Origin of the sequence: Klebsiella sp. JB_Kp004, assembly GCF_040065795.1 — a bacterium.
GTDB classification, from domain to species: domain Bacteria; phylum Pseudomonadota; class Gammaproteobacteria; order Enterobacterales; family Enterobacteriaceae; genus Klebsiella; species Klebsiella quasipneumoniae.
The window spans coordinates 106445-124244 of the sequence record NZ_JBEAKW010000004.1 but is presented as its reverse complement, the minus strand read 5'-3'; the positions used below and the strand labels follow the sequence as shown (position 1 = coordinate 124244).

Annotated in this window: 19 protein-coding genes; 11 read left to right on the top strand and 8 right to left on the bottom strand. The window is 58.8% G+C overall.

What is annotated here, in order from left to right:
- Positions 1 to 110 precede the first annotated feature (110 nt).
- The 4 genes from tsaB (at position 111) to rnd (ending at position 4514) form a co-directional block, all read left to right on the top strand.
- The gene (gene tsaB, locus ABLX76_RS04755) at positions 111 to 806 is read left to right on the top strand and encodes a tRNA (adenosine(37)-N6)-threonylcarbamoyltransferase complex dimerization subunit type 1 TsaB (protein ID WP_023290213.1); all 696 of its coding nucleotides are present in this window, start codon (positions 111 to 113) and stop codon (positions 804 to 806) included.
- Positions 807 to 844: 38 nt separating this feature from the next.
- Positions 845 to 1426 (top strand): Slp family lipoprotein, encoded by a 582-nt coding sequence (locus tag ABLX76_RS04750; RefSeq protein ID WP_032453356.1) that lies wholly within the window; start codon positions 845 to 847, stop codon positions 1424 to 1426.
- A 205-nt stretch (positions 1427 to 1631) separates the two neighbouring features.
- Positions 1632 to 3317, top strand: a complete 1686-nt coding sequence (gene fadD, locus ABLX76_RS04745) for a long-chain-fatty-acid--CoA ligase FadD (protein WP_085551111.1) — start codon at positions 1632 to 1634, stop codon at positions 3315 to 3317.
- Positions 3318 to 3398: 81 nt separating this feature from the next.
- Positions 3399 to 4514 (top strand): ribonuclease D, encoded by a 1116-nt coding sequence (rnd, locus tag ABLX76_RS04740; protein ID WP_023290210.1) that lies wholly within the window; start codon positions 3399 to 3401, stop codon positions 4512 to 4514.
- 77 nt (positions 4515 to 4591) lie between these two features.
- On the opposite strand, the gene minE is transcribed toward rnd, so the two are convergent.
- From minE to minC, 3 genes are read right to left on the bottom strand one after another with little or no spacing between them, the layout of a single operon-like run.
- Positions 4592 to 4861 (bottom strand): cell division topological specificity factor MinE, encoded by a 270-nt coding sequence (gene minE / locus ABLX76_RS04735; RefSeq protein WP_004103270.1) that lies wholly within the window; start codon positions 4859 to 4861, stop codon positions 4592 to 4594.
- Between the two features lie 3 nt (positions 4862 to 4864).
- Positions 4865 to 5677 (bottom strand): septum site-determining protein MinD, encoded by an 813-nt coding sequence (gene minD, locus ABLX76_RS04730; protein ID WP_002910900.1) that lies wholly within the window; start codon positions 5675 to 5677, stop codon positions 4865 to 4867.
- Positions 5678 to 5700: 23 nt separating this feature from the next.
- A complete protein-coding gene (minC, locus tag ABLX76_RS04725; RefSeq protein WP_023290209.1) occupies positions 5701 to 6399 on the bottom strand; it encodes a septum site-determining protein MinC in 699 nt (232 codons plus the stop codon).
- Between the two features lie 126 nt (positions 6400 to 6525).
- On the opposite strand from minC, the gene ABLX76_RS04720 reads away from it, so the two are divergent.
- From ABLX76_RS04720 to ABLX76_RS04710, 3 genes are all read left to right on the top strand, one after another.
- Positions 6526 to 6807 carry a YcgL domain-containing protein gene (locus ABLX76_RS04720; RefSeq protein ID WP_004203320.1) on the top strand — a complete coding sequence of 94 codons (282 nt, stop codon included), beginning with the start codon at positions 6526 to 6528 and terminating at the stop codon, positions 6805 to 6807.
- Between the two features lie 16 nt (positions 6808 to 6823).
- Entirely contained in the window at positions 6824 to 7483 is a 660-nt protein-coding gene (locus ABLX76_RS04715; RefSeq protein WP_023290208.1) for a fumarylacetoacetate hydrolase family protein, read from the top strand.
- A gap of 94 nt (positions 7484 to 7577) precedes the next feature.
- Positions 7578 to 8024, top strand: a complete 447-nt coding sequence (locus ABLX76_RS04710; protein WP_017900197.1) for a YcgN family cysteine cluster protein — start codon at positions 7578 to 7580, stop codon at positions 8022 to 8024.
- Between the two features lie 6 nt (positions 8025 to 8030).
- On the opposite strand, the gene ABLX76_RS04705 is transcribed toward ABLX76_RS04710, so the two are convergent.
- From ABLX76_RS04705 to nhaB, 3 genes are all read right to left on the bottom strand, one after another.
- Entirely contained in the window at positions 8031 to 8375 is a 345-nt protein-coding gene (locus tag ABLX76_RS04705) for a DUF1971 domain-containing protein (protein WP_032453353.1), read from the bottom strand.
- Positions 8376 to 8525: 150 nt separating this feature from the next.
- Positions 8526 to 9056 carry a disulfide bond formation protein DsbB gene (gene dsbB / locus ABLX76_RS04700; RefSeq protein WP_004203315.1) on the bottom strand — a complete coding sequence of 177 codons (531 nt, stop codon included), beginning with the start codon at positions 9054 to 9056 and terminating at the stop codon, positions 8526 to 8528.
- A 128-nt stretch (positions 9057 to 9184) separates the two neighbouring features.
- Positions 9185 to 10735 carry a sodium/proton antiporter NhaB gene (gene nhaB, locus ABLX76_RS04695; RefSeq protein WP_023290206.1) on the bottom strand — a complete coding sequence of 517 codons (1551 nt, stop codon included), beginning with the start codon at positions 10733 to 10735 and terminating at the stop codon, positions 9185 to 9187.
- 248 nt (positions 10736 to 10983) lie between these two features.
- On the opposite strand from nhaB, the gene fadR reads away from it, so the two are divergent.
- The gene (gene fadR, locus ABLX76_RS04690) at positions 10984 to 11703 is read left to right on the top strand and encodes a fatty acid metabolism transcriptional regulator FadR (RefSeq protein ID WP_004203311.1); all 720 of its coding nucleotides are present in this window, start codon (positions 10984 to 10986) and stop codon (positions 11701 to 11703) included.
- Between the two features lie 74 nt (positions 11704 to 11777).
- Here fadR and ABLX76_RS04685 read toward each other — a convergent pair whose 3' ends face one another.
- A complete protein-coding gene (locus ABLX76_RS04685; RefSeq protein ID WP_004203310.1) occupies positions 11778 to 13310 on the bottom strand; it encodes a SpoVR family protein in 1533 nt (510 codons plus the stop codon).
- Between the two features lie 76 nt (positions 13311 to 13386).
- Here ABLX76_RS04685 and ABLX76_RS04680 point away from each other — a divergent pair, with 76 nt between their 5' ends.
- From ABLX76_RS04680 to dadX, 3 genes are all read left to right on the top strand, one after another.
- On the top strand, positions 13387 to 13533 hold the full coding sequence (locus tag ABLX76_RS04680) for a hypothetical protein (protein WP_032428909.1): 147 nt from the start codon (positions 13387 to 13389) through the stop codon (positions 13531 to 13533).
- Positions 13534 to 13631: 98 nt separating this feature from the next.
- Positions 13632 to 14930: a D-amino acid dehydrogenase gene (locus ABLX76_RS04675; RefSeq protein ID WP_101978085.1), complete on the top strand. Its 1299-nt coding sequence runs from the start codon at positions 13632 to 13634 to the stop codon at positions 14928 to 14930.
- A gap of 9 nt (positions 14931 to 14939) precedes the next feature.
- Positions 14940 to 16010: a catabolic alanine racemase DadX gene (gene dadX / locus ABLX76_RS04670; protein WP_023290204.1), complete on the top strand. Its 1071-nt coding sequence runs from the start codon at positions 14940 to 14942 to the stop codon at positions 16008 to 16010.
- Positions 16011 to 16026: 16 nt separating this feature from the next.
- Here the strand turns inward: dadX and ABLX76_RS04665 are convergent, their stop codons facing one another.
- Positions 16027 to 17760, bottom strand: coding sequence for a potassium/proton antiporter (locus ABLX76_RS04665; RefSeq protein ID WP_032453349.1), 1734 nt, complete (start codon positions 17758 to 17760; stop codon positions 16027 to 16029).
- Positions 17761 to 17800: the final 40 nt, after the last annotated feature.

Here is a 17800-nt window from a genome sequence, read left to right as displayed (position 1 = left end):
GTTAATTAGCGGTTCCCACTAGACTTCGGGCGGTGTGGCGACGGATTGACCGTCTGCCGGTAAACAGGCTGCCTGAAGGCCTGAACTATGTAACGAGAGCGTGACCACCCATGCGAATTTTGGCTATCGATACCGCCACAGAGGCCTGCTCCGCGGCGCTGTGGAATGATGGCACCCTTAGTGCTCATTTCGAAATTTGTCCCCGCGAACACACCCAACGTATCCTGCCGCTGGTGCAGGAGGTGCTCACCGAGAGCGGCACCACCCTGACCGAGCTGGACGCGCTGGCCTTTGGCCGCGGCCCGGGCAGCTTTACCGGCGTGCGTATCGGCATCGGTATCGCCCAGGGGCTGGCGCTCGGCGCGGAGCTGCCGATGATCGGCGTTTCCACGCTGGCCACCATGGCGCAGGGCGCCTGGCGCAAAACCGGCGCCACCCGCGTGCTGGCGGCGATTGACGCCAGGATGGGTGAAGTCTACTGGGCTGAGTACCAGCGCGACGAGCAGGGCGTCTGGCACGGCGAAGAGACGGAAGCGGTGCTCAAACCGGACGCGGTGGCCGAGCGGCTGGCGCAGCTTTCCGGCGAATGGGCCACCGTCGGCACCGGCTGGCAGGCGTGGCCGGATCTGGCGAAAGAGAGCGGACTGACCTTAAGCAGCGGCGAAATTGAGCTGCCGGCGGCAGAGGATATGCTGCCGTTAGCCTGTTATCTGCTGGCGGCAGGGAAAACCGTGGCCGTGGAGAAAGCGGAGCCGGTTTATTTGCGTAACGAGGTGGCGTGGAAGAAACTTCCGGGCCGCGAGTGAATCTCAGTAACAAGAAGACTGAGAAAAGGAGTCGCATCATGGCGGGTCAAAAACAGGGCGTTCGCTGGCTGTTGGCCGCGGCGGTTGCCGTTGCGCTGAGCGGCTGCGTATCGGTGCCGGATGCCATTAAAGGCACCAGCCCCACGCCGCAGCAGGATTTGGTGCGGGTGATGAACGCCCCGCAGCTGTACGTTGGTCAGGAAGCGCGCTTTGGCGGCAAGGTGGTCAACGTGCAGAACCAGCAGGGTAAAACCCGCTTAGAAATCGCTACCGTGCCGCTGGACAGCGGTGCGCGGCCGGAACTGGGCGAACCCTCGCGCGGGCGAATCTTTGCCGATGTTAACGGCTTCCTCGATCCGGTGGACTTCCGGGGTCAGCTGGTGACCGTTGTCGGGCCGATTGCCGGGGTGGTGGATGGCAAGGTGGGTAGCACGCCCTACAAATTTATGCTGATGAACGCCACCGGCTACAAACGCTGGAACGTGGTGCAGCAGGTGGTGATGCCCCCGCAGCCCATCGACCCGTGGATGCTGGGTCCCCGCCCCTGGGGGTACGGCTATGGCGGATGGGGATGGTACAACCCCGGCCCTGCTGAGGTAAGAAACGTTGTAACTGAATGATTTTGTTGTTTTTGTTAGTTCAAAGAAACAGCGGCCAGTCCGCTGTTTCTTTGTTTTCAGTCGAATAAGAAAAAAAATAGTGACGCGCTTCGCAACCTGCTCATTGCCTAATTAATAAACTGGTACGCTGAGTTAATATAATGTTAACAAAATGTATTTTCCAGGGGCTGTGATGACGACGAATAACTATTTCAGAGGTGATGCAGTGAAAAAGGTTTGGCTAAACCGTTATCCCGCAGATGTTCCGGCGGAGATAAATCCTGACCGCTATCAATCCCTGGTTGAACTGTTTGAACATGCCACCACCCGCTACGCCGACCAACCGGCGTTTATCAATATGGGTGAAGTGATGACCTACCGTAAGCTGGAAGAGCGCAGTCGCGCCTTCGCCGCTTACCTTCAGGAGGGCTTAGGGTTACAGAAGGGCGATCGGGTGGCCCTGATGATGCCTAACCTGCTGCAGTATCCGGTGGCCCTGTTTGGCATCCTGCGCGCCGGGATGATCGTGGTCAACGTCAACCCCTTATATACCCCGCGTGAACTGGAGCATCAGCTCAACGACAGCGGCGCGGCGGCGATCGTCATCGTCTCCAACTTTGCCCATACCCTGGAAAAAGTGGTGGCGAAGACCCAGGTGAAACACGTGATCCTGACGCGCATGGGCGATCAGCTCTCCACCGCCAAAGGCACGCTGGTGAACTTTGTGGTCAAGTACATCAAGCGCCTGGTGCCGAAGTACCATCTGCCGGATGCCATCTCGTTTCGCAGCGCGCTGCAGCACGGCTATCGCATGCAGTACGTGAAGCCGGAGATCGTAGCGGAAGATCTGGCGTTTCTGCAGTACACCGGAGGCACTACCGGGGTGGCTAAAGGGGCGATGCTGACCCATCGCAACATGCTGGCCAACCTCGAGCAGGTCAATGCCACCTACGGCCCGCTGCTGCATCGCGGCAAAGAGTTCGTGGTGACCGCGCTGCCGCTGTATCACATTTTCGCCCTCACCATGAACTGCCTGCTGTTTATCGAGCTGGGCGGGCAGAATCTGCTGATCACCAACCCGCGCGACATACCCGGACTGGTGAAGGAGCTGGCGAAATATCCCTTTACCGCCATGACCGGGGTCAATACCCTGTTCAACGCCTTGCTGAACAACAAAGAGTTCCAGCAGCTTGATTTCTCCTCGCTGCACCTCTCCGCCGGCGGCGGCATGCCGGTGCAGCAGGCGGTGGCTGAGCGCTGGGTGAAACTGACCGGGCAATATCTGCTTGAGGGCTACGGACTGACCGAGTGTTCGCCGCTGGTCAGCGTCAACCCCCACGATATCGACTACCACAGCGGCAGCATTGGTCTGCCGGTGCCTTCCACCGAAGCCAAACTGGTGGATGATGACGATAACGAAGTGGCGCCGGGCCAGCCTGGCGAACTCTGTATCAAGGGGCCGCAGGTGATGCTGGGCTACTGGCAGCGACCTGACGCGACGGATGAGATCATCAAGAACGGCTGGCTGCACACCGGGGATATCGCGGTGATGGATGAAGAGGGGTTCCTGCGCATCGTCGATCGGAAAAAAGATATGATCCTGGTGTCGGGTTTTAACGTCTATCCGAATGAAATCGAAGATGTGGTCATGCAGCACAGCGGCGTGCTGGAGGTGGCGGCCATCGGCGTGCCGTCCGGCAGCAGCGGCGAAGCGGTGAAGATCTTCGTGGTGAAGAAAGATGCCGCGTTAACCGAAGAAGCGCTGATTACGTTCTGCCGACGCCATTTGACCGGCTATAAGGTGCCGAAACTGGTGGAATTCCGTGACGAACTGCCGAAATCCAACGTCGGGAAAATTTTGCGGCGAGAACTGCGTGACGAAGCGCGCGCTAAAGTGGACAATAAAGGCTGAGTAACGAATGAGTCGCCAGACGCCGGCTACGCCGGCGTTTTTTATGGGCGCAAGTTAAGAGAGTATGCTTTGAACTATCAGATGATCACCACCGACGATGGCCTGCGCGCTGTCTGCGAAGCGGCAAGCGCGGCCTCCGCCGTCGCTCTGGATACGGAATTTGTCCGTACCCGCACCTATTACCCGCAGCTGGGCCTGCTGCAGCTGTTCGACGGCCACCAGGTCTCTCTGATCGATCCCTTGACGATTAACGACTGGGCGCCGATGCGCGACCTGCTGCTCAATCCGGATGTGACCAAATATCTGCATGCCGGCAGCGAAGATTTAGAAGTCTTCCTCAACGCGTTCAACCTGATGCCGCAGCCGCTGATCGACACCCAGATCCTGGCGGCTTTCTGCGGTCGGCCGATGTCCTGGGGCTTCGCCTCGATGGTGGAAGAGTATTCCGGGGTCGCGCTGGACAAAAGCGAATCCCGCACCGACTGGCTGGCGCGACCGCTGACCGAGCGTCAGTGTGAATACGCTGCGGCCGACGTCTGGTACCTGCTGCCGATCGCCAGCCAATTAATGGCGGAGACCGATCGCGCGGGCTGGCTATCGGCGGCACTGGACGAATGCCGCCTGATGCAGCAGCGCCGTCAGGAGGTGGTCGACCCGGCCGAGGCCTGGCGCGATATCGGCAACGCCTGGCAGCTGCGTACCCGCCAGCTGGGCTGCCTGCAGCTGCTGGCGGAGTGGCGTCTGCGCAAAGCGCGTGAGCGCGACCTGGCGGTGAACTTTGTGGTGCGGGAAGAGCATCTGTGGAGCGTGGCGCGCTATATGCCCACCAGCCTCGGCGAGCTCGACAGCCTCGGGTTGTCCGGTAGCGAAATTCGCTTCCATGGCAAAACGCTGATCGGCCTGGTCGAGAAAGCCCAGGCGCTGCCGGAGTCGTCGCTGCCGGCGCCGCTGCAGAATCTGATCGACATGCCGGGCTACCGCAAAGCCTTTAAAGAGATTAAAGCGCTGGTGCAGGAAGTGAGCGCGGAGAAGGGCGTAAGCGCGGAGCTACTGGCGTCGCGTCGACAGATCAACCAGCTGCTGAACTGGCACTGGCAGCTGAAAACGCAGGCCGCTGAGCCTGAGCTGATTTCCGGTTGGCGTGGTGAGCTGATGGGCGAACGGCTGAAGAGGCTGTTAAACGACTATCCGCGCTAGCGGGCGGTCTGGTTCAGGCTATAAAAAAACCGGCGGCGCGTGGCGTAGCCGGTTTTTTTTCGGGATGGAACAGCAGGTCAGGGTTTCGACTCTTCCGTTTCGGGTAGGGTCACGTTCAGCTCAAGAATGGAAATATCACCGTCCCGTTGCTCCAGCTGCACGCTGACCATCTCCGGGTCGATCTGCACGTATTTACAGATCACTTCCAGGATATCTTTGCGCAACTGCGGCAGGTAATGCGGCTCCGCGTCCCCGCGGCGGCGCTCGGCGACGATGATTTGCAGGCGTTCTTTCGCAATATTAGCCGTGTTCTTTTTTCGCGAGAGAAAAAAGTCGAGTAAAGCCATAATTTATCCTCCGAACAGGCGTTTGAGGAATCCTTTCTTCTCTTCTTCAATGAAGCGGAAAGGGCGTTCTTCTCCGAGCAGACGTTCAACGGTATCGGCATAGGCTTTGCCTGCGTCCGACGCGGCATCGAGGATCACGGGCTCACCCTGGTTGGATGCGCGCAGGACTGACTGGTCTTCCGGGATCACGCCCACCAGGTTGATGCGCAGAATCTCCAGGACGTCTTCCATGCTCAGCATATCGCCTTTATTGACGCGGCCTGGATTGTAGCGGGTCAGCAGCAGGTGCTCTTTGATCGGCTCTTCGCCATTTTCCGCGCGGCGGGATTTGGAAGCGAGAATGCCAAGGATACGGTCGGAGTCGCGAACGGAGGAGACTTCCGGGTTGGTGGTGATAATGGCTTCATCAGCAAAATAGAGCGCCATCAGCGCACCGGTTTCAATGCCTGCCGGGGAATCACAGACGATGAAATCGAACTCCATCTTCTTCAGTTCTTCGAGAACTTTGTCGACGCCTTCGCGGGTCAGGGCGTCTTTATCCCGGGTCTGGGAAGCCGGGAGAATGTAGAGGTTTTCCGTGCGCTTATCTTTGATCAGCGCCTGGTTCAATGTGGCATCGCCCTGGATGACGTTGACGAAATCATAAACGACGCGACGTTCGCAGCCCATAATCAGGTCGAGGTTACGCAGGCCGATGTCGAAGTCGATAACGACGGTTTTCTTTCCCTTCTGGGCCAAACCTGTAGCGATGGCCGCGCTGGAGGTGGTCTTGCCAACGCCCCCTTTACCCGAAGTCACAACAATAATGCGTGCCATAGAAATTCCTTGTTAAAAAGGGATTAATTTAACGGTTGAATTGTCAAAGCGCTTTCGCCTAAACGCAGGCGTGCCGCTTTGCCATAAAATTCGGCCGGGATGTTATCGCTCAGCCAATATTCCCCGGCGATGGAGACCAGCTCCGCCGCAAGGTGGGTACAAAATATCTGGGCGTCTCTGTCGCCACCGGCGCCTGCCAATGCGCGTCCTCGCATCATGCCATATACATGGATATTGCCGTCAGCGATAAGTTCCGCGCCGGCACTCACATGATTTGTAACAATAAGATCACAGTGTGGCGCATAAATGCGCTGACCGGAACGTACCGGCTGGTCAATCAAACGCGTTTTTGTGATCTGGTTAGCAACTGGCGGCGGCGGGGCGGGTTCGGACGGTGCCGGACGAGGGGCTTTTTCTTTCCCTTCGGTTAATAACGGGATACCGGCGCGGTCGATTTCGGTTTTCAGGCGCGGGATTTTGCATCCGCTGACGCCCATAATACGTAAACCGGTCGCGGCGATAGCCTCGTTGACGGCGCGCCATTCGACGCTCTCCTCGACGCTGGCGATATTCACCACCACCGGAGCATGGCGTAAAAAGGCGGGAGCCTGGGCGATTTTGTCTTCTAACGCCTGACGAATAACCTCGGGATTTGCATCGTGCAAATGAACGACAGATAACGTGAAGCTACTGCCTTTAAGTTCGATTGGCGTATTTGACATCCTGGCCTTACTCAATTTGCTGTTTATCGACCGCCGAAGTGCGGTGATATTCCGAAGACTAAAAGGCATGTTATAGTCACTCATATATTGAGGCAAGTGACCACGGGTCTAATTCCGAGTAAAACTATGTTTTGTGTGATCTATCGAAGTACTAAACGTGAACAAACCTATTTATACGTCGAAAAAAAGGACGATTTCTCACGCGTTCCTGACGAGCTGATGCGCGGCTTCGGCACGCCGCAAATGGCGATGCTGCTGCCGCTGGATGGGCGCAAAAAACTGGTTAACGCCGACCTGGAAAAAGTGAAACAGGCGTTAAGCGAACAGGGCTATTACCTGCAACTACCTCCGCCGTCTGAAAATCTACTAAAGAAACACCTGGCGGAACAGGGGAAACAATCCGATTAACCCACGAGGGAAAATAATGTACCAACATCATAACTGGCAGGGAGCGCTCCTGGATTATCCGGTGAGCAAAGTGGTTTGCGTCGGCAGTAATTATGCAAAGCACATCAAGGAAATGGGCAGTGCGACGCCGGAAGAGCCGGTGCTGTTTATTAAACCTGAGAGCGCGCTGTGCGATCTCCGTCAGCCGTTGGTGCTTCCTGAGGGGCTGGGCTCGGTGCATCACGAAGTCGAGCTGGCGGTGCTGATCGGCGGTACGCTGCGTCAGGCGACGGAAGAGCATGTGCAGAAAGGGATTGCCGGCTATGGCGTCGCATTGGATCTCACCCTGCGCGACCTGCAGGCGAAGATGAAAAAGGCCGGACAGCCGTGGGAAAAGGCCAAAGGCTTCGATAACGCCTGTCCGATCTCCGGCTTTATTCCGGCCGCCGAGTTCCACGGCGACCCGCAGAATACGCCGTTAAGCCTCAAGATTAACGGCGAGGTGCGCCAGCAGGGCACCACCGCCGACATGATCCATAAGATCGTGCCGCTGATCGCCTATATGTCGCGCTTCTTTACTCTCAAAGCCGGGGACGTGATCCTCACCGGCACCCCGGAAGGGGTAGGGCCGCTGCACAGCGGCGACGAGCTGGTGGTCGGCTTCAACGGCCTGTCGCTCACCACCCGGGTACTGTAAGCGCGGTTTGCCGCCTTTTGGGGCGGCAAAACTTGCATCGTCGTGCCAGACTGGTTATAAGGTGCACCCTTAACTGGCAACGACGGACACTTCGATGAGCGAACAACCTTTCTGGCAACAAAAAACCCTGGATGACATGACCGACGCGGAGTGGGAATCGCTGTGTGACGGTTGCGGCCAGTGCTGCCTGCATAAGCTGATGGATGAAGATACCGATGAGATCTACTTCACCAACGTCGCCTGCCGTCAGCTCAATATCAAAACCTGCCAGTGCCGTAACTACGAGCGTCGTTTCGAATATGAGCCGGACTGCATCAAGCTCACGCGCGAAAATCTGCCGACTTTCGAATGGCTGCCGCCAACCTGCGCCTATCGCCTGCTGGCGGAAGGCAAGCCTCTGCCGGCCTGGCACCCGCTGCTGACCGGCTCAAAAGCGGCGATGCACGGCGAACGCATCTCCGTCCGTCATATTGCGGTGCCCGAGTCCACCGTTGTCGACTGGCAGGACCACATCCTTAATCTGCCTGACAGGGCGCGGTAAGCGCCGTCACGCTTTTTTCGCGTGGAACAGCCCGTTTTCACCGTCGGTTTCATCCGCCACCCAGAAGTGAATATTGAAGCGGGCATCGTCGCTGAGTTCGACGCGGTGCCAGTACTGCGGTGGACTGGTGGCAAACTGCCCGGCATGAATGACGACTTTTTTCTCCGGCTCCGTCGCCTGTTCATTGGCAAAACCGTAATAGGTCACCGTACCTTCCATGACGCACAGCTGACCGAAGACGCCGGCTGCGGTGTTGTGGTGGCTCAGCAGGGCGGCGGGGACGTTCTCTTTGGTAAAGAACGGGGTGGAGCGTTTAACTTTCCAGTCTGCGGGGATCAGTAAAGATGACATGTGAGCTCCTGTGGGGCTATATAAGATGTATTTAATATGCATCTTTTGATGGCCGTGGTCAACCGCAGACAGGAAACGATTCAGCGATGAACAGCAGGCACAAAAAAACGCCCCGGAGGGCGTTTCATGATGCGCGGGACTCACAGCGGCTTAGCGGCCAAACAGATCGCGCTTTTTCGCTTTAAAAGGCTGAGCAACGATCACCAGGATAGCCACCACCAGATAGGCCGCGAAAATGCCCACCAGCCATTGCGGCATCTCCAGCGACAGGAACTGCCACTGGCGTACCGAACAGTCGCCGGACGCGACAAACACCTGCGGCAACCATTTATCCAGCGGCAGCCAGCTCGGGAAGCGGGCGGCGAAATCACAGGTCTGGAACGGCGATGGGTGCAACTGGATCATCGTATGTTCCCACGCCAGCTGCAGCCCACGTACCGCGCTGTACAGCCAAATCAGCATGGCGACATAGCGCAGCGGCGTTTTGGGGGCAATGGCGCCCACCAGCCCCGCGCCCATGATGCCAAACAGGGCGCAGCGTTCATAAATGCACATCACACACGGCTGCAGCAGCATCACGTGCTGGAACCACAGCGCGACGAGTTCGAGAATGAACGCGGTCAATGCCATCAGGAGCCAGGCGCCGCGTCCCCGCGAGCACTGGTTTAAATATTGCAACATAATCATTTCCCTGGAAGATGCTAAATCATGGCAGTGTAAACGAAAACCGAACCGACGCCAGCGGCCCGGCGGAAAATATTACGTAACTGGTTATTGAATCGCCCGGGCGAACCCGGGCGACGGGTGGATCAGGGCAGGGTGGGGGTAACCAGCCAGCCGTGAGCCAGCAACCATTCGGTGACCGGCATCAGGGTGAACTCGACGCACAGCAGGCCGACCAGCGTCAGCACGAGGGTGTAGGGCAGAGCCATCCACACCATGCGGCCATAGGAGAGCCGGATAAGCGGCGCCAGCGCGGAAGTCAGCAGGAAGAGGAATGCCGCCTGGCCGTTCGGGGTGGCCACTGACGGCAGGTTGGTGCCGGTATTGATCGCCACCGCCAGCATCTCAAACTGCTTCAGGCTGATGGCGCCATGCTCGAGGGCGGTTTTCGCTTCGTTGATGTAGACCGTACCGACAAAAACGTTATCCGAGATGGACGACAGCAGGCCGTTAAACAGATAAAACAGTGACAGCTGCGCGTGCGGCGAGGCCTGCAGAACAAACTCGATGACCGGCGTGAACAGCTGCTGGTCGATGATCACCGCCACGACGGCAAAGAATACCGTCAGCAGCGCGGTGAAGGGCAACGCCTCGGTGAACGCCTTGCCAATCGCATGTTCATCGGTCACGCCGGTAAAGGTGGTAGCGAGAATGATCACCGACAGGCCAATGAGGCCGACTTCGGCAAGGTGCAATGCGAGGGCTGCGATCAGCCAGACGCCAATCAGCGCCTGGGCAATCAGCCGCAGCCGTTCCTGACGACTGCGCTGCGCGCGGCTGCGATCGTCAAAGTCCTGCAGCACCTTTCGGACCGCCGGCGGCAGCGGTTCGCCGTAGCCAAACAGGCGATACTTTTCCACCAGCAGACAGGTCAGCAGCCCGCAGACCAGCACCGGCAGCGTGATGGGCGACATGCGAATGAAGAATTCGCCAAAATGCCAGCCCGCCGCTTTGGCGATAATTAAGTTTTGCGGCTCGCCGACCATGGTCATGACGCCGCCGAGCGCGGTACCGACGCCGGCGTGCATCATCAGGCTGCGCAGAAAACCGCGGAACTGCTCCAGCACCTCGCGGTAGTGCTGATCGATATGGCTGTCGTCCTGCACATCGCTATCGTCGGGGCGCGCCGAGGCGACGCGGTGATAGATGCCGTAAAACCCGACGGCGACGCTAATCACCACCGCCACCACGGTGAGCGCATCGAGAAAGGCGGAGAGGAAGGCGGCGGCCAGGCAGAAGGCCAGCGACAGCAGCATTTTGCTGCGGATGCCGAGCAGCAGGCGCGTAAAGACGAACAGCAGCAGCTGCTTCATAAAGTAGATGCCCGCCACCATGAACATCAGCAGGAGCAGCACTTCCAGGTTGCTGGCGATCTCTTCCCGCACATGACCCGGGCTGGTCATGCCGATCAGCACCGCTTCAAATGCCAGCAGCCCCCCCGGCAGCAGTGGATAGCACTTCAGCGCCATGGCGAGGGTAAAGATAAACTCAACCACCAGCAGCCAGCCGGCGACAAACGGCGCTAAGGCGAACACCAGCGGATTGATGATTAAGAAAATAATTAATGCCAGCTTGTACCAGTCAGGCGACTGGCCAAGAAAATTGCGCCACAGCGCGCGGCCATAAGAAATTTCCACGACAGAATCCTTCCCCGTCAATTAGTACATGATTTTGTGCGTAACGATTGGCAAGAGTATCAGCTGAGCAAAATGAGAAGCAACTTTCTTCGCAGCGCGGCGGCGGTTACGGGCGAGAAGGAAAAGCGTAAAGTAAAAACGGAAAATGAAACGGCGATCCCTTTTTAATTCACTTGCGATGCTATCTGCGCTATAGCGGCTCTGGTATGATGAGTGCAATTGCAACAATGTGTAATGGAAATATTATTATGGTCATTAAGGCGCAGAGCCCTGCGGGTTTCGCGGAAGAGTATATCATTGAGAGCATCTGGAATAACCGCTTCCCACCTGGATCGATTCTCCCCGCTGAACGCGAGCTTTCTGAGCTGATCGGTGTCACCCGCACCACTCTGCGCGAAGTGTTGCAGCGTCTGGCGCGTGACGGCTGGTTGACCATTCAGCACGGCAAACCCACCAAAGTGAACAACTTCTGGGAGACCTCCGGGCTGAATATCCTTGAAACGCTGGCGCGTCTCGATCACGACAGCGTCCCGCAGCTGATTGATAACCTGCTCTCCGTGCGCACCAATATTTCCACGATTTTTATTCGCACCGCGTTCCGTCAGCATCCGGATAAAGCGCTGGCGGTGCTGGATAGCGCCCGGGAAGTGGAAGATCACGCCGACGCCTTCGCCGACCTCGATTACAACATTTTCCGCGGTCTGGCGTTCGCCTCCGGCAATCCGATCTATGGTCTGATCCTCAACGGCATGAAGGGGCTGTATACCCGCATTGGCCGCCACTATTTCTCCAGCCCGGAAGCGCGCAGCCTGGCGCTGGGCTTTTATCATCAGCTGGCGAAGGTGTGCGAAGGCGGCCTGCACGATCAGGTGTATGAGCTGGTTCGTCGCTACGGCCATGACAGCGGCGAGATCTGGCACCGGATGCAGAAATCGCTGCCCGGCGATTTAGCCATGAATGTGCGTTAAGCTGGCTATTCGCCATCGATAAACACAATAAGGGGGCCGATGGCCCCCTTCGTCGTTTTATACGTCCCGTAAAGCTATAGCGCGTTCGGCCGCGCCGGGCAGCGGTCCAGTAGCTCAATGCTGCCGTCGGCGTTCTGCTGCTCCAGCAGCACATCGAACCCCCACAGACGATGCACATGTTTCAGCACTTCGCGCCGCCCTTTGTCCAGCGGGACGCGGTTGTGCGGCACATAGCGCAACGTCAGCGAGCGGTCGCCGCGCAGGTCAACGTTCCACACCTGGATATTCGGCTCAAGATTGCTGAGGTTATATTGCGCTGAGAGCTTGTTGCGGATCTCGCGATAGCCCTCTTCGTTGTGGATCGCCGAGATCTCGAGATAATTGTTGTGGTCGTCGTCGAGCACCGTGAAGAAGCGGAAATCGCGCATGATCTTCGGCGACAGGAACTGGCTGATAAAGCTCTCATCCTTGAAGTCGCGCATGGCGAAATGCAGCGTTTCCAGCCAGTCGGAACCGGCGATATCCGGGAACCAGTACTTGTCCTCTTCGGTGGGCGACTGGCAGATGCGCTTGATGTCCTGGAACATGGCGAAGCCCAGCGCGTAGGGGTTAATCCCACTGTACCACGGACTGTTGTATGGCGGCTGGAACACCACGTTCGTGTGGCTGTGGAGAAACTCCAGCATAAAGCGCTCGGTCACTTTCCCTTCATCATAGAGATGATTGAGGATGGTGTAGTGCCAGAAGGTGGCCCACCCCTCGTTCATCACCTGGGTCTGTTTCTGCGGGTAGAAATACTGGCTGACTTTGCGCACGATGCGCAGGATCTCGCGCTGCCACGATTCCAGCAGCGGGGCGTTCTTCTCCATAAAGTACAGCAGGTTCTCCTGCGGTTCGGAAGGGTAGCGGCGGGCGGACTCAATCGCCTTCTCCTCTTCGCGCTTCGGCAGGGTGCGCCACAGCATATTCACCTGGCTCTGCAGATACTCTTCCCGGCTTTTCTGCCGCGCCTTCTCCTCCTGCAGAGAGATTTTTTGCGGACGTTTATAGCGGTCGACGCCGTAGTTCATCAGCGCATGGCAGGAGTCGAGCAGTTTCTCCACTTCGTCGACGCCATAGCGTTCTTCGCACTCGGTAATGTATTTGCGGGCGAAGATCAGGTAGTCGATGATTGAGCTGGCGTCGGTCCAGCTGCGAAACAGGTAATTGTTTTTAAAGAACGAGTTATGCCCGTAACAGGCGTGCGCCATCACCAGCGCCTGCATGGTGATGGTGTTTTCTTCCATCAGGTAGGCGATACAGGGGTTGGAGTTGATGACAATCTCATACGCCAGGCCCTGCTGGCCGTGCTTATAGGCCTGCTCGGTCTCAATGAATTTTTTGCCGAACGACCAGTGCGGATAGTTGATGGGCATGCCGACGCTGGAGTAGGCGTCCATCATCTGCTCGGAAGTAATGACTTCGATCTGGTGCGGGTAGGTGTCAAGACGATAGAGCTTAGCGACCCGGTCCACTTCGGCCAGGTAGGTCTCCAGTAACTCAAACGTCCAGTCGGGTCCATCGCTTAAACGGGTGGTGTCCCTGTTCATGGAGTCAATCGTAGCCATTAGCGCGCCCTCGTTGTTGTTGGTTTTCTCTGAACGGAAAACCTCTAAACAAGCATAGAACACCGCACAGCAAACTGTGTTGTCAGCCAATCGCTTTTCTTCGCGATTTCCCCATCTCAAAGCCGTTTTTTGCGCTTATTTACAGAATATAATGCTGGGTAAAAATAAAGCGCAGCATGAGATCGTAAATCTCGCAGCGCAGGGCTGGTGCGGTTTGCTGTGAGTTAAGTCACCATAAATAAAGCGTATGTTGAATAATATTTTCATCTGAGTTATCAATTTGTAATTAGATGATTGTTCTTTAACTGTTACGGAGTCGCTATGCGTGTCGTCATACTGGGAAGTGGGGTGGTTGGGGTAGCCAGCGCGTGGTATTTGAGTCAGGCGGGTCATGAGGTGACGGTTATCGACCGTCAGCCCGGTCCGGCAGAGGAGACCAGCGCGGCCAACGCCGGGCAGATTTCTCCCGGCTATGCGGCGCCCTGGGCGGCGCCGGGGGTGCCGCTGAAGGCGATAAAATGGATGTTCCAGCGCCATGCGCCGCTGGCGATCGGCCTTGACGGCACGTCGTTCCAGCTGAAGTGGATGTGGCAGATGCTGCGCAACTGCGACACCCGCCACTATATGGAGAACAAAGGCCGGATGGTGCGCCTGGCGGAGTACAGCCGTGACTGCCTGAAGGCGCTGCGCGACACCACCGGCATTCAGTATGAAGGGCGTCAGGGCGGGACGCTGCAGCTGTTCCGTACCGCCAAACAGTATGAAAACGCCACCCGCGACATCGCGGTGCTGGAGGACGCCGGCGTGCCCTATCAGCTGCTGGAGGCGAAGCGGCTGGCGGAAGTGGAGCCCGCGCTGGCGGAGGTCAGCCACAAACTGACCGGCGGCCTGCGTCTGCCAAACGATGAAACCGGCGACTGCCAGCTGTTTACCACCCGTCTGGCGGCGATGGCGGAACAGGCCGGGGTCACTTTCCGCTTCAACACCCCGGTGGACGCCCTGCTGCAGGAGGGCGAACGCATTGCCGGGGTGAAATGCGGCGATGAGATTATCAAAGGCGACGCCTATGTGATGGCCTTCGGCTCCTACTCGACGGCGATGCTCAAGGGGCTGGTGGATATTCCGGTCTACCCGCTGAAAGGCTATTCGTTAACCATCCCGATTGCCCAGGAAGACGGCGCGCCGGTTTCCACTATCCTTGATGAGACGTATAAAATCGCCATCACCCGTTTCGATCAGCGCATTCGCGTCGGCGGTATGGCCGAGATCGTCGGTTTTAACAAAGCGCTGCTGCAGCCGCGTCGGGAAACTCTGGAAATGGTGGTGCGCGACCTGTTCCCGCGCGGCGGCCACGTTGAGCAGGCCACCTTCTGGACCGGCCTGCGGCCGATGACGCCGGACGGCACGCCGGTGGTCGGGCGCACGGCGTTTAAAAACCTGTGGCTCAACACCGGCCACGGTACCCTCGGCTGGACCATGGCCTGCGGCTCAGGGCAGCTGATCAGCGATTTGATCTCCGGCCGCACGCCGGCGATCCCTTACGACGATCTGGCGGTCGCCCGCTACAGCCCCGGGTTCACCCCGGCGCGTCCGCAGCATCTGCATGGCGCACACAACTAAGGAGCTTGCATGACCCGTCCGGTAGTGGCCAGCATCGACCTGCTGGCCTTGCGGCAGAATTTACAGATAGTGCGTCGCGCGGCCCCCGGGTCGCGCCTGTGGGCGGTGGTCAAAGCCAATGCTTATGGCCATGGCGTGGCGCGGGTATGGAGTGCGTTGAGCGCGGCGGATGGTTTCGCCTTGCTCAACCTGGAAGAGGCGATCCTGCTGCGCGAGCAGGGCTGGAAAGGTCCGATCCTGCTGCTGGAGGGCTTCTTCCATGCCGATGAGCTGGCGGTGCTGGATCAATATCGCTTAACCACCAGCGTTCACAGCAACTGGCAGATTAAGGCGCTGCAGCAGGCGAAGCTGCGCGCGCCGCTGGATATCTATCTCAAGGTGAACAGCGGCATGAACCGGCTGGGCTTTATGCCGGAGCGGGTGCATACCGTCTGGCAGCAGCTGCGGGCGATAAGCAACGTCGGCGAGATGACGCTGATGTCGCACTTCGCGGAGGCGGAGAACCCGCAGGGGATTGTCGAGCCGATGCGCCGGATTGAACAAGCGGCGGAGGGGCTGGATTGCCCGCGCTCGCTGGCCAACTCGGCGGCGACCCTCTGGCATCCGGAAGCGCATTTTGACTGGGTTCGACCGGGCATCGTGCTGTATGGCGCGTCGCCCTCCGGGCAGTGGCAGGACATCGCGAATACCGGCCTGAAGCCGGTGATGGCCCTGCGCAGCGAAATCATCGCCGTGCAGAACCTGCGCCCCGGCGAGGCGATCGGCTATGGCGGCCTGTATCGCACCACCCAGGAGCAGCGGATCGGCATCGTCGCCTGCGGCTATGCCGACGGCTATCCGCGGGTGGCGCCGAGCGGCACGCCGGTGCTGGTGGACGGCGTGCGGACCACCACCGTCGGGCGCGTGTCGATGGATATGCTGGCGGTCGATTTAACCCCCTGTCCGCAGGCCGGGATTGGCGCGCCGGTCGAACTGTGGGGCAAAGAGATTAAAATCGACGACGTGGCGGCCAGCTGCGGCACCGTCGGCTATGAGCTGATGTGCGCCCTGGCGCCGCGGGTGCCGGTTGTGACCCTGTAACGTATTCCGGGGCGGATCACTCCGCCTCGTCTTCCGCGACCCGGACCCCTACCTTCAGTACGTGATCGTTCTCTTTTTCCGCTACTGTCCACACCATCCCGGCGAACTCCACCTGGTCGCCCACCACCGGCGCAGCGCCCAGCAGCTGCTGAACCACTTCCCCCAGCGACTGCTGATGTTCGCGGAACTCCTCTCCGCCGTCGATGCCGTAAATTTGCGCCACATCGGCGAAGCGGGCCTCGGCATCAAGGATAAAGTCGCCGAAAAAGCGCTGATCGAGCGCCACCGGCGGTGACTGGCTGAACATTTTGCCCAGCGCAGGCAGGTCGTGTTCCCGGCCAATGACGCACAGGATATCGCCTTCCCGCAGGCGGGTGCTGCCGGTGGGGTGCAGCAGGGCATTGTTGCGAAACAGCGCGGCAATTCGCGTCTCCGGCGGCATATGCAGGTCGCGCAGCGCCGCGCCGATGCACCATTTATCGGCCCCCAGCTGGTAGACGAACTGCTCCCACGGGTTTTCCGGGTGAATATCCAGCCCGACGCGGGAGATGGGCCAGCTGACGGGGGGCACCACCACTTTGGCTTTTTTCGCCGCCCACGATAGCGAGGTGCCCTGCAGCAGTAGCGACACCAGCACCACGAAGAAGGCGACATTGAAGAACAGGCGGGCGTTGTCCAGGCCGGCCATCATCGGGAACACCGCGAGAATAATCGGCACCGCGCCGCGCAGGCCAACCCAGCTGATAAACACCCGTTCACGGAGGTTAAATCCGCGGAACGGCAGCAGACCGGCAAACACCGACAGCGGACGGGCAATGAAAATCATCCACATCGACAGCAGCAGCGCCGGGATAGCGATCGGCAGCAGGTCGGAGGGCGTCACCAGCAGGCCCAGCACCAGGAACATGGCGATTTGCGCCAGCCACGCCAGACCGTCGAAGTTCTGCAGGATACCGTGCCGGTTGCGGATCGGCCGATTGCCCAGCAAAAAGCCGCAGAGATAGACGGCGAGGATACCGCTGCCGTCGAGGGTGGTGGTGACGGCGAAAATCATGATCCCGCCGCTCAGCGCCAGCAGCGGATAGAGCCCGGCGGGCAGCACGATGCGGTTGATCATCTGCAGCAGCAGGTAGCCGCCGCCGAGGCCGATGGCGATCCCGAGGCCAAACTGCTGAATGATATGCACGGCGAACATCCAGCTGAGGCCGGTCTGGTGCTGCTGGATCATTTCGATCAGGGTGATGGTCAGGAATACCGCCATCGGGTCGTTACTGCCTGACTCGATCTCCAGCGTTGAGCCGACGCGCTCGTTGAGCCCCTTGCCGCCGAGCAGCGAGAACACCGCTGCGGCGTCGGTGGAGCCGACAATGGCGCCGATCAGCAGGCCTTCGATCATATCCAGTTTGAACAGCCAGGCCGCCATCATCCCGGTGAGCGCCGAAGTGATCAGCACCCCGACCGTCGCCAGCGACAGCGCCGGCCATAGCGCCACGCGAAAGGAGCTGGCCTGGGTGCGCATCCCGCCGTCCAGCAGGATCACCGCCAGCGCCAGGTTACTCACCATGTAGGCGAAGGGGTAGTTGTCGAAGGGGATGCCGCCGATGCCGTCAATGCCTGCCAGCATCCCGATAGCCAGAAAGATGACCAGAATCGGGATGCCAAGGCGAGAAGAAAAGGAGCTCAATAAGATACTGCAGGTTACTAAAACAGAACCCAGAATAAACAGACTAATGACCGCAGCGGCGTCCAATGTTCACGTACTCCCTGACTGGCGTGAAAAAATGGCTAAA

Excerpts from the sequence above, each read along its gene's own strand:
- tsaB (WP_023290213.1), top strand. The coding sequence starts at position 111 with ATGCGAATTTTGGCTATCGATACCGCCACAGAGGCCTGCTCCGCGGCG.
- ABLX76_RS04750 (WP_032453356.1), top strand. The coding sequence starts at position 845 with ATGGCGGGTCAAAAACAGGGCGTTCGCTGGCTGTTGGCCGCGGCGGTT.
- rnd (WP_023290210.1), top strand. The coding sequence starts at position 3,399 with ATGATCACCACCGACGATGGCCTGCGCGCTGTCTGCGAAGCGGCAAGC.
- minE (WP_004103270.1), bottom strand. The coding sequence starts at position 4,861 with ATGGCTTTACTCGACTTTTTTCTCTCGCGAAAAAAGAACACGGCTAAT.
- minD (WP_002910900.1), bottom strand. The coding sequence starts at position 5,677 with ATGGCACGCATTATTGTTGTGACTTCGGGTAAAGGGGGCGTTGGCAAG.
- minC (WP_023290209.1), bottom strand. The coding sequence starts at position 6,399 with ATGTCAAATACGCCAATCGAACTTAAAGGCAGTAGCTTCACGTTATCT.
- ABLX76_RS04720 (WP_004203320.1), top strand. The coding sequence starts at position 6,526 with ATGTTTTGTGTGATCTATCGAAGTACTAAACGTGAACAAACCTATTTA.
- ABLX76_RS04715 (WP_023290208.1), top strand. The coding sequence starts at position 6,824 with ATGTACCAACATCATAACTGGCAGGGAGCGCTCCTGGATTATCCGGTG.
- ABLX76_RS04710 (WP_017900197.1), top strand. The coding sequence starts at position 7,578 with ATGAGCGAACAACCTTTCTGGCAACAAAAAACCCTGGATGACATGACC.
- ABLX76_RS04705 (WP_032453353.1), bottom strand. The coding sequence starts at position 8,375 with ATGTCATCTTTACTGATCCCCGCAGACTGGAAAGTTAAACGCTCCACC.
- dsbB (WP_004203315.1), bottom strand. The coding sequence starts at position 9,056 with ATGTTGCAATATTTAAACCAGTGCTCGCGGGGACGCGGCGCCTGGCTC.
- fadR (WP_004203311.1), top strand. The coding sequence starts at position 10,984 with ATGGTCATTAAGGCGCAGAGCCCTGCGGGTTTCGCGGAAGAGTATATC.
- ABLX76_RS04685 (WP_004203310.1), bottom strand. The coding sequence starts at position 13,310 with ATGGCTACGATTGACTCCATGAACAGGGACACCACCCGTTTAAGCGAT.
- ABLX76_RS04675 (WP_101978085.1), top strand. The coding sequence starts at position 13,632 with ATGCGTGTCGTCATACTGGGAAGTGGGGTGGTTGGGGTAGCCAGCGCG.
- dadX (WP_023290204.1), top strand. The coding sequence starts at position 14,940 with ATGACCCGTCCGGTAGTGGCCAGCATCGACCTGCTGGCCTTGCGGCAG.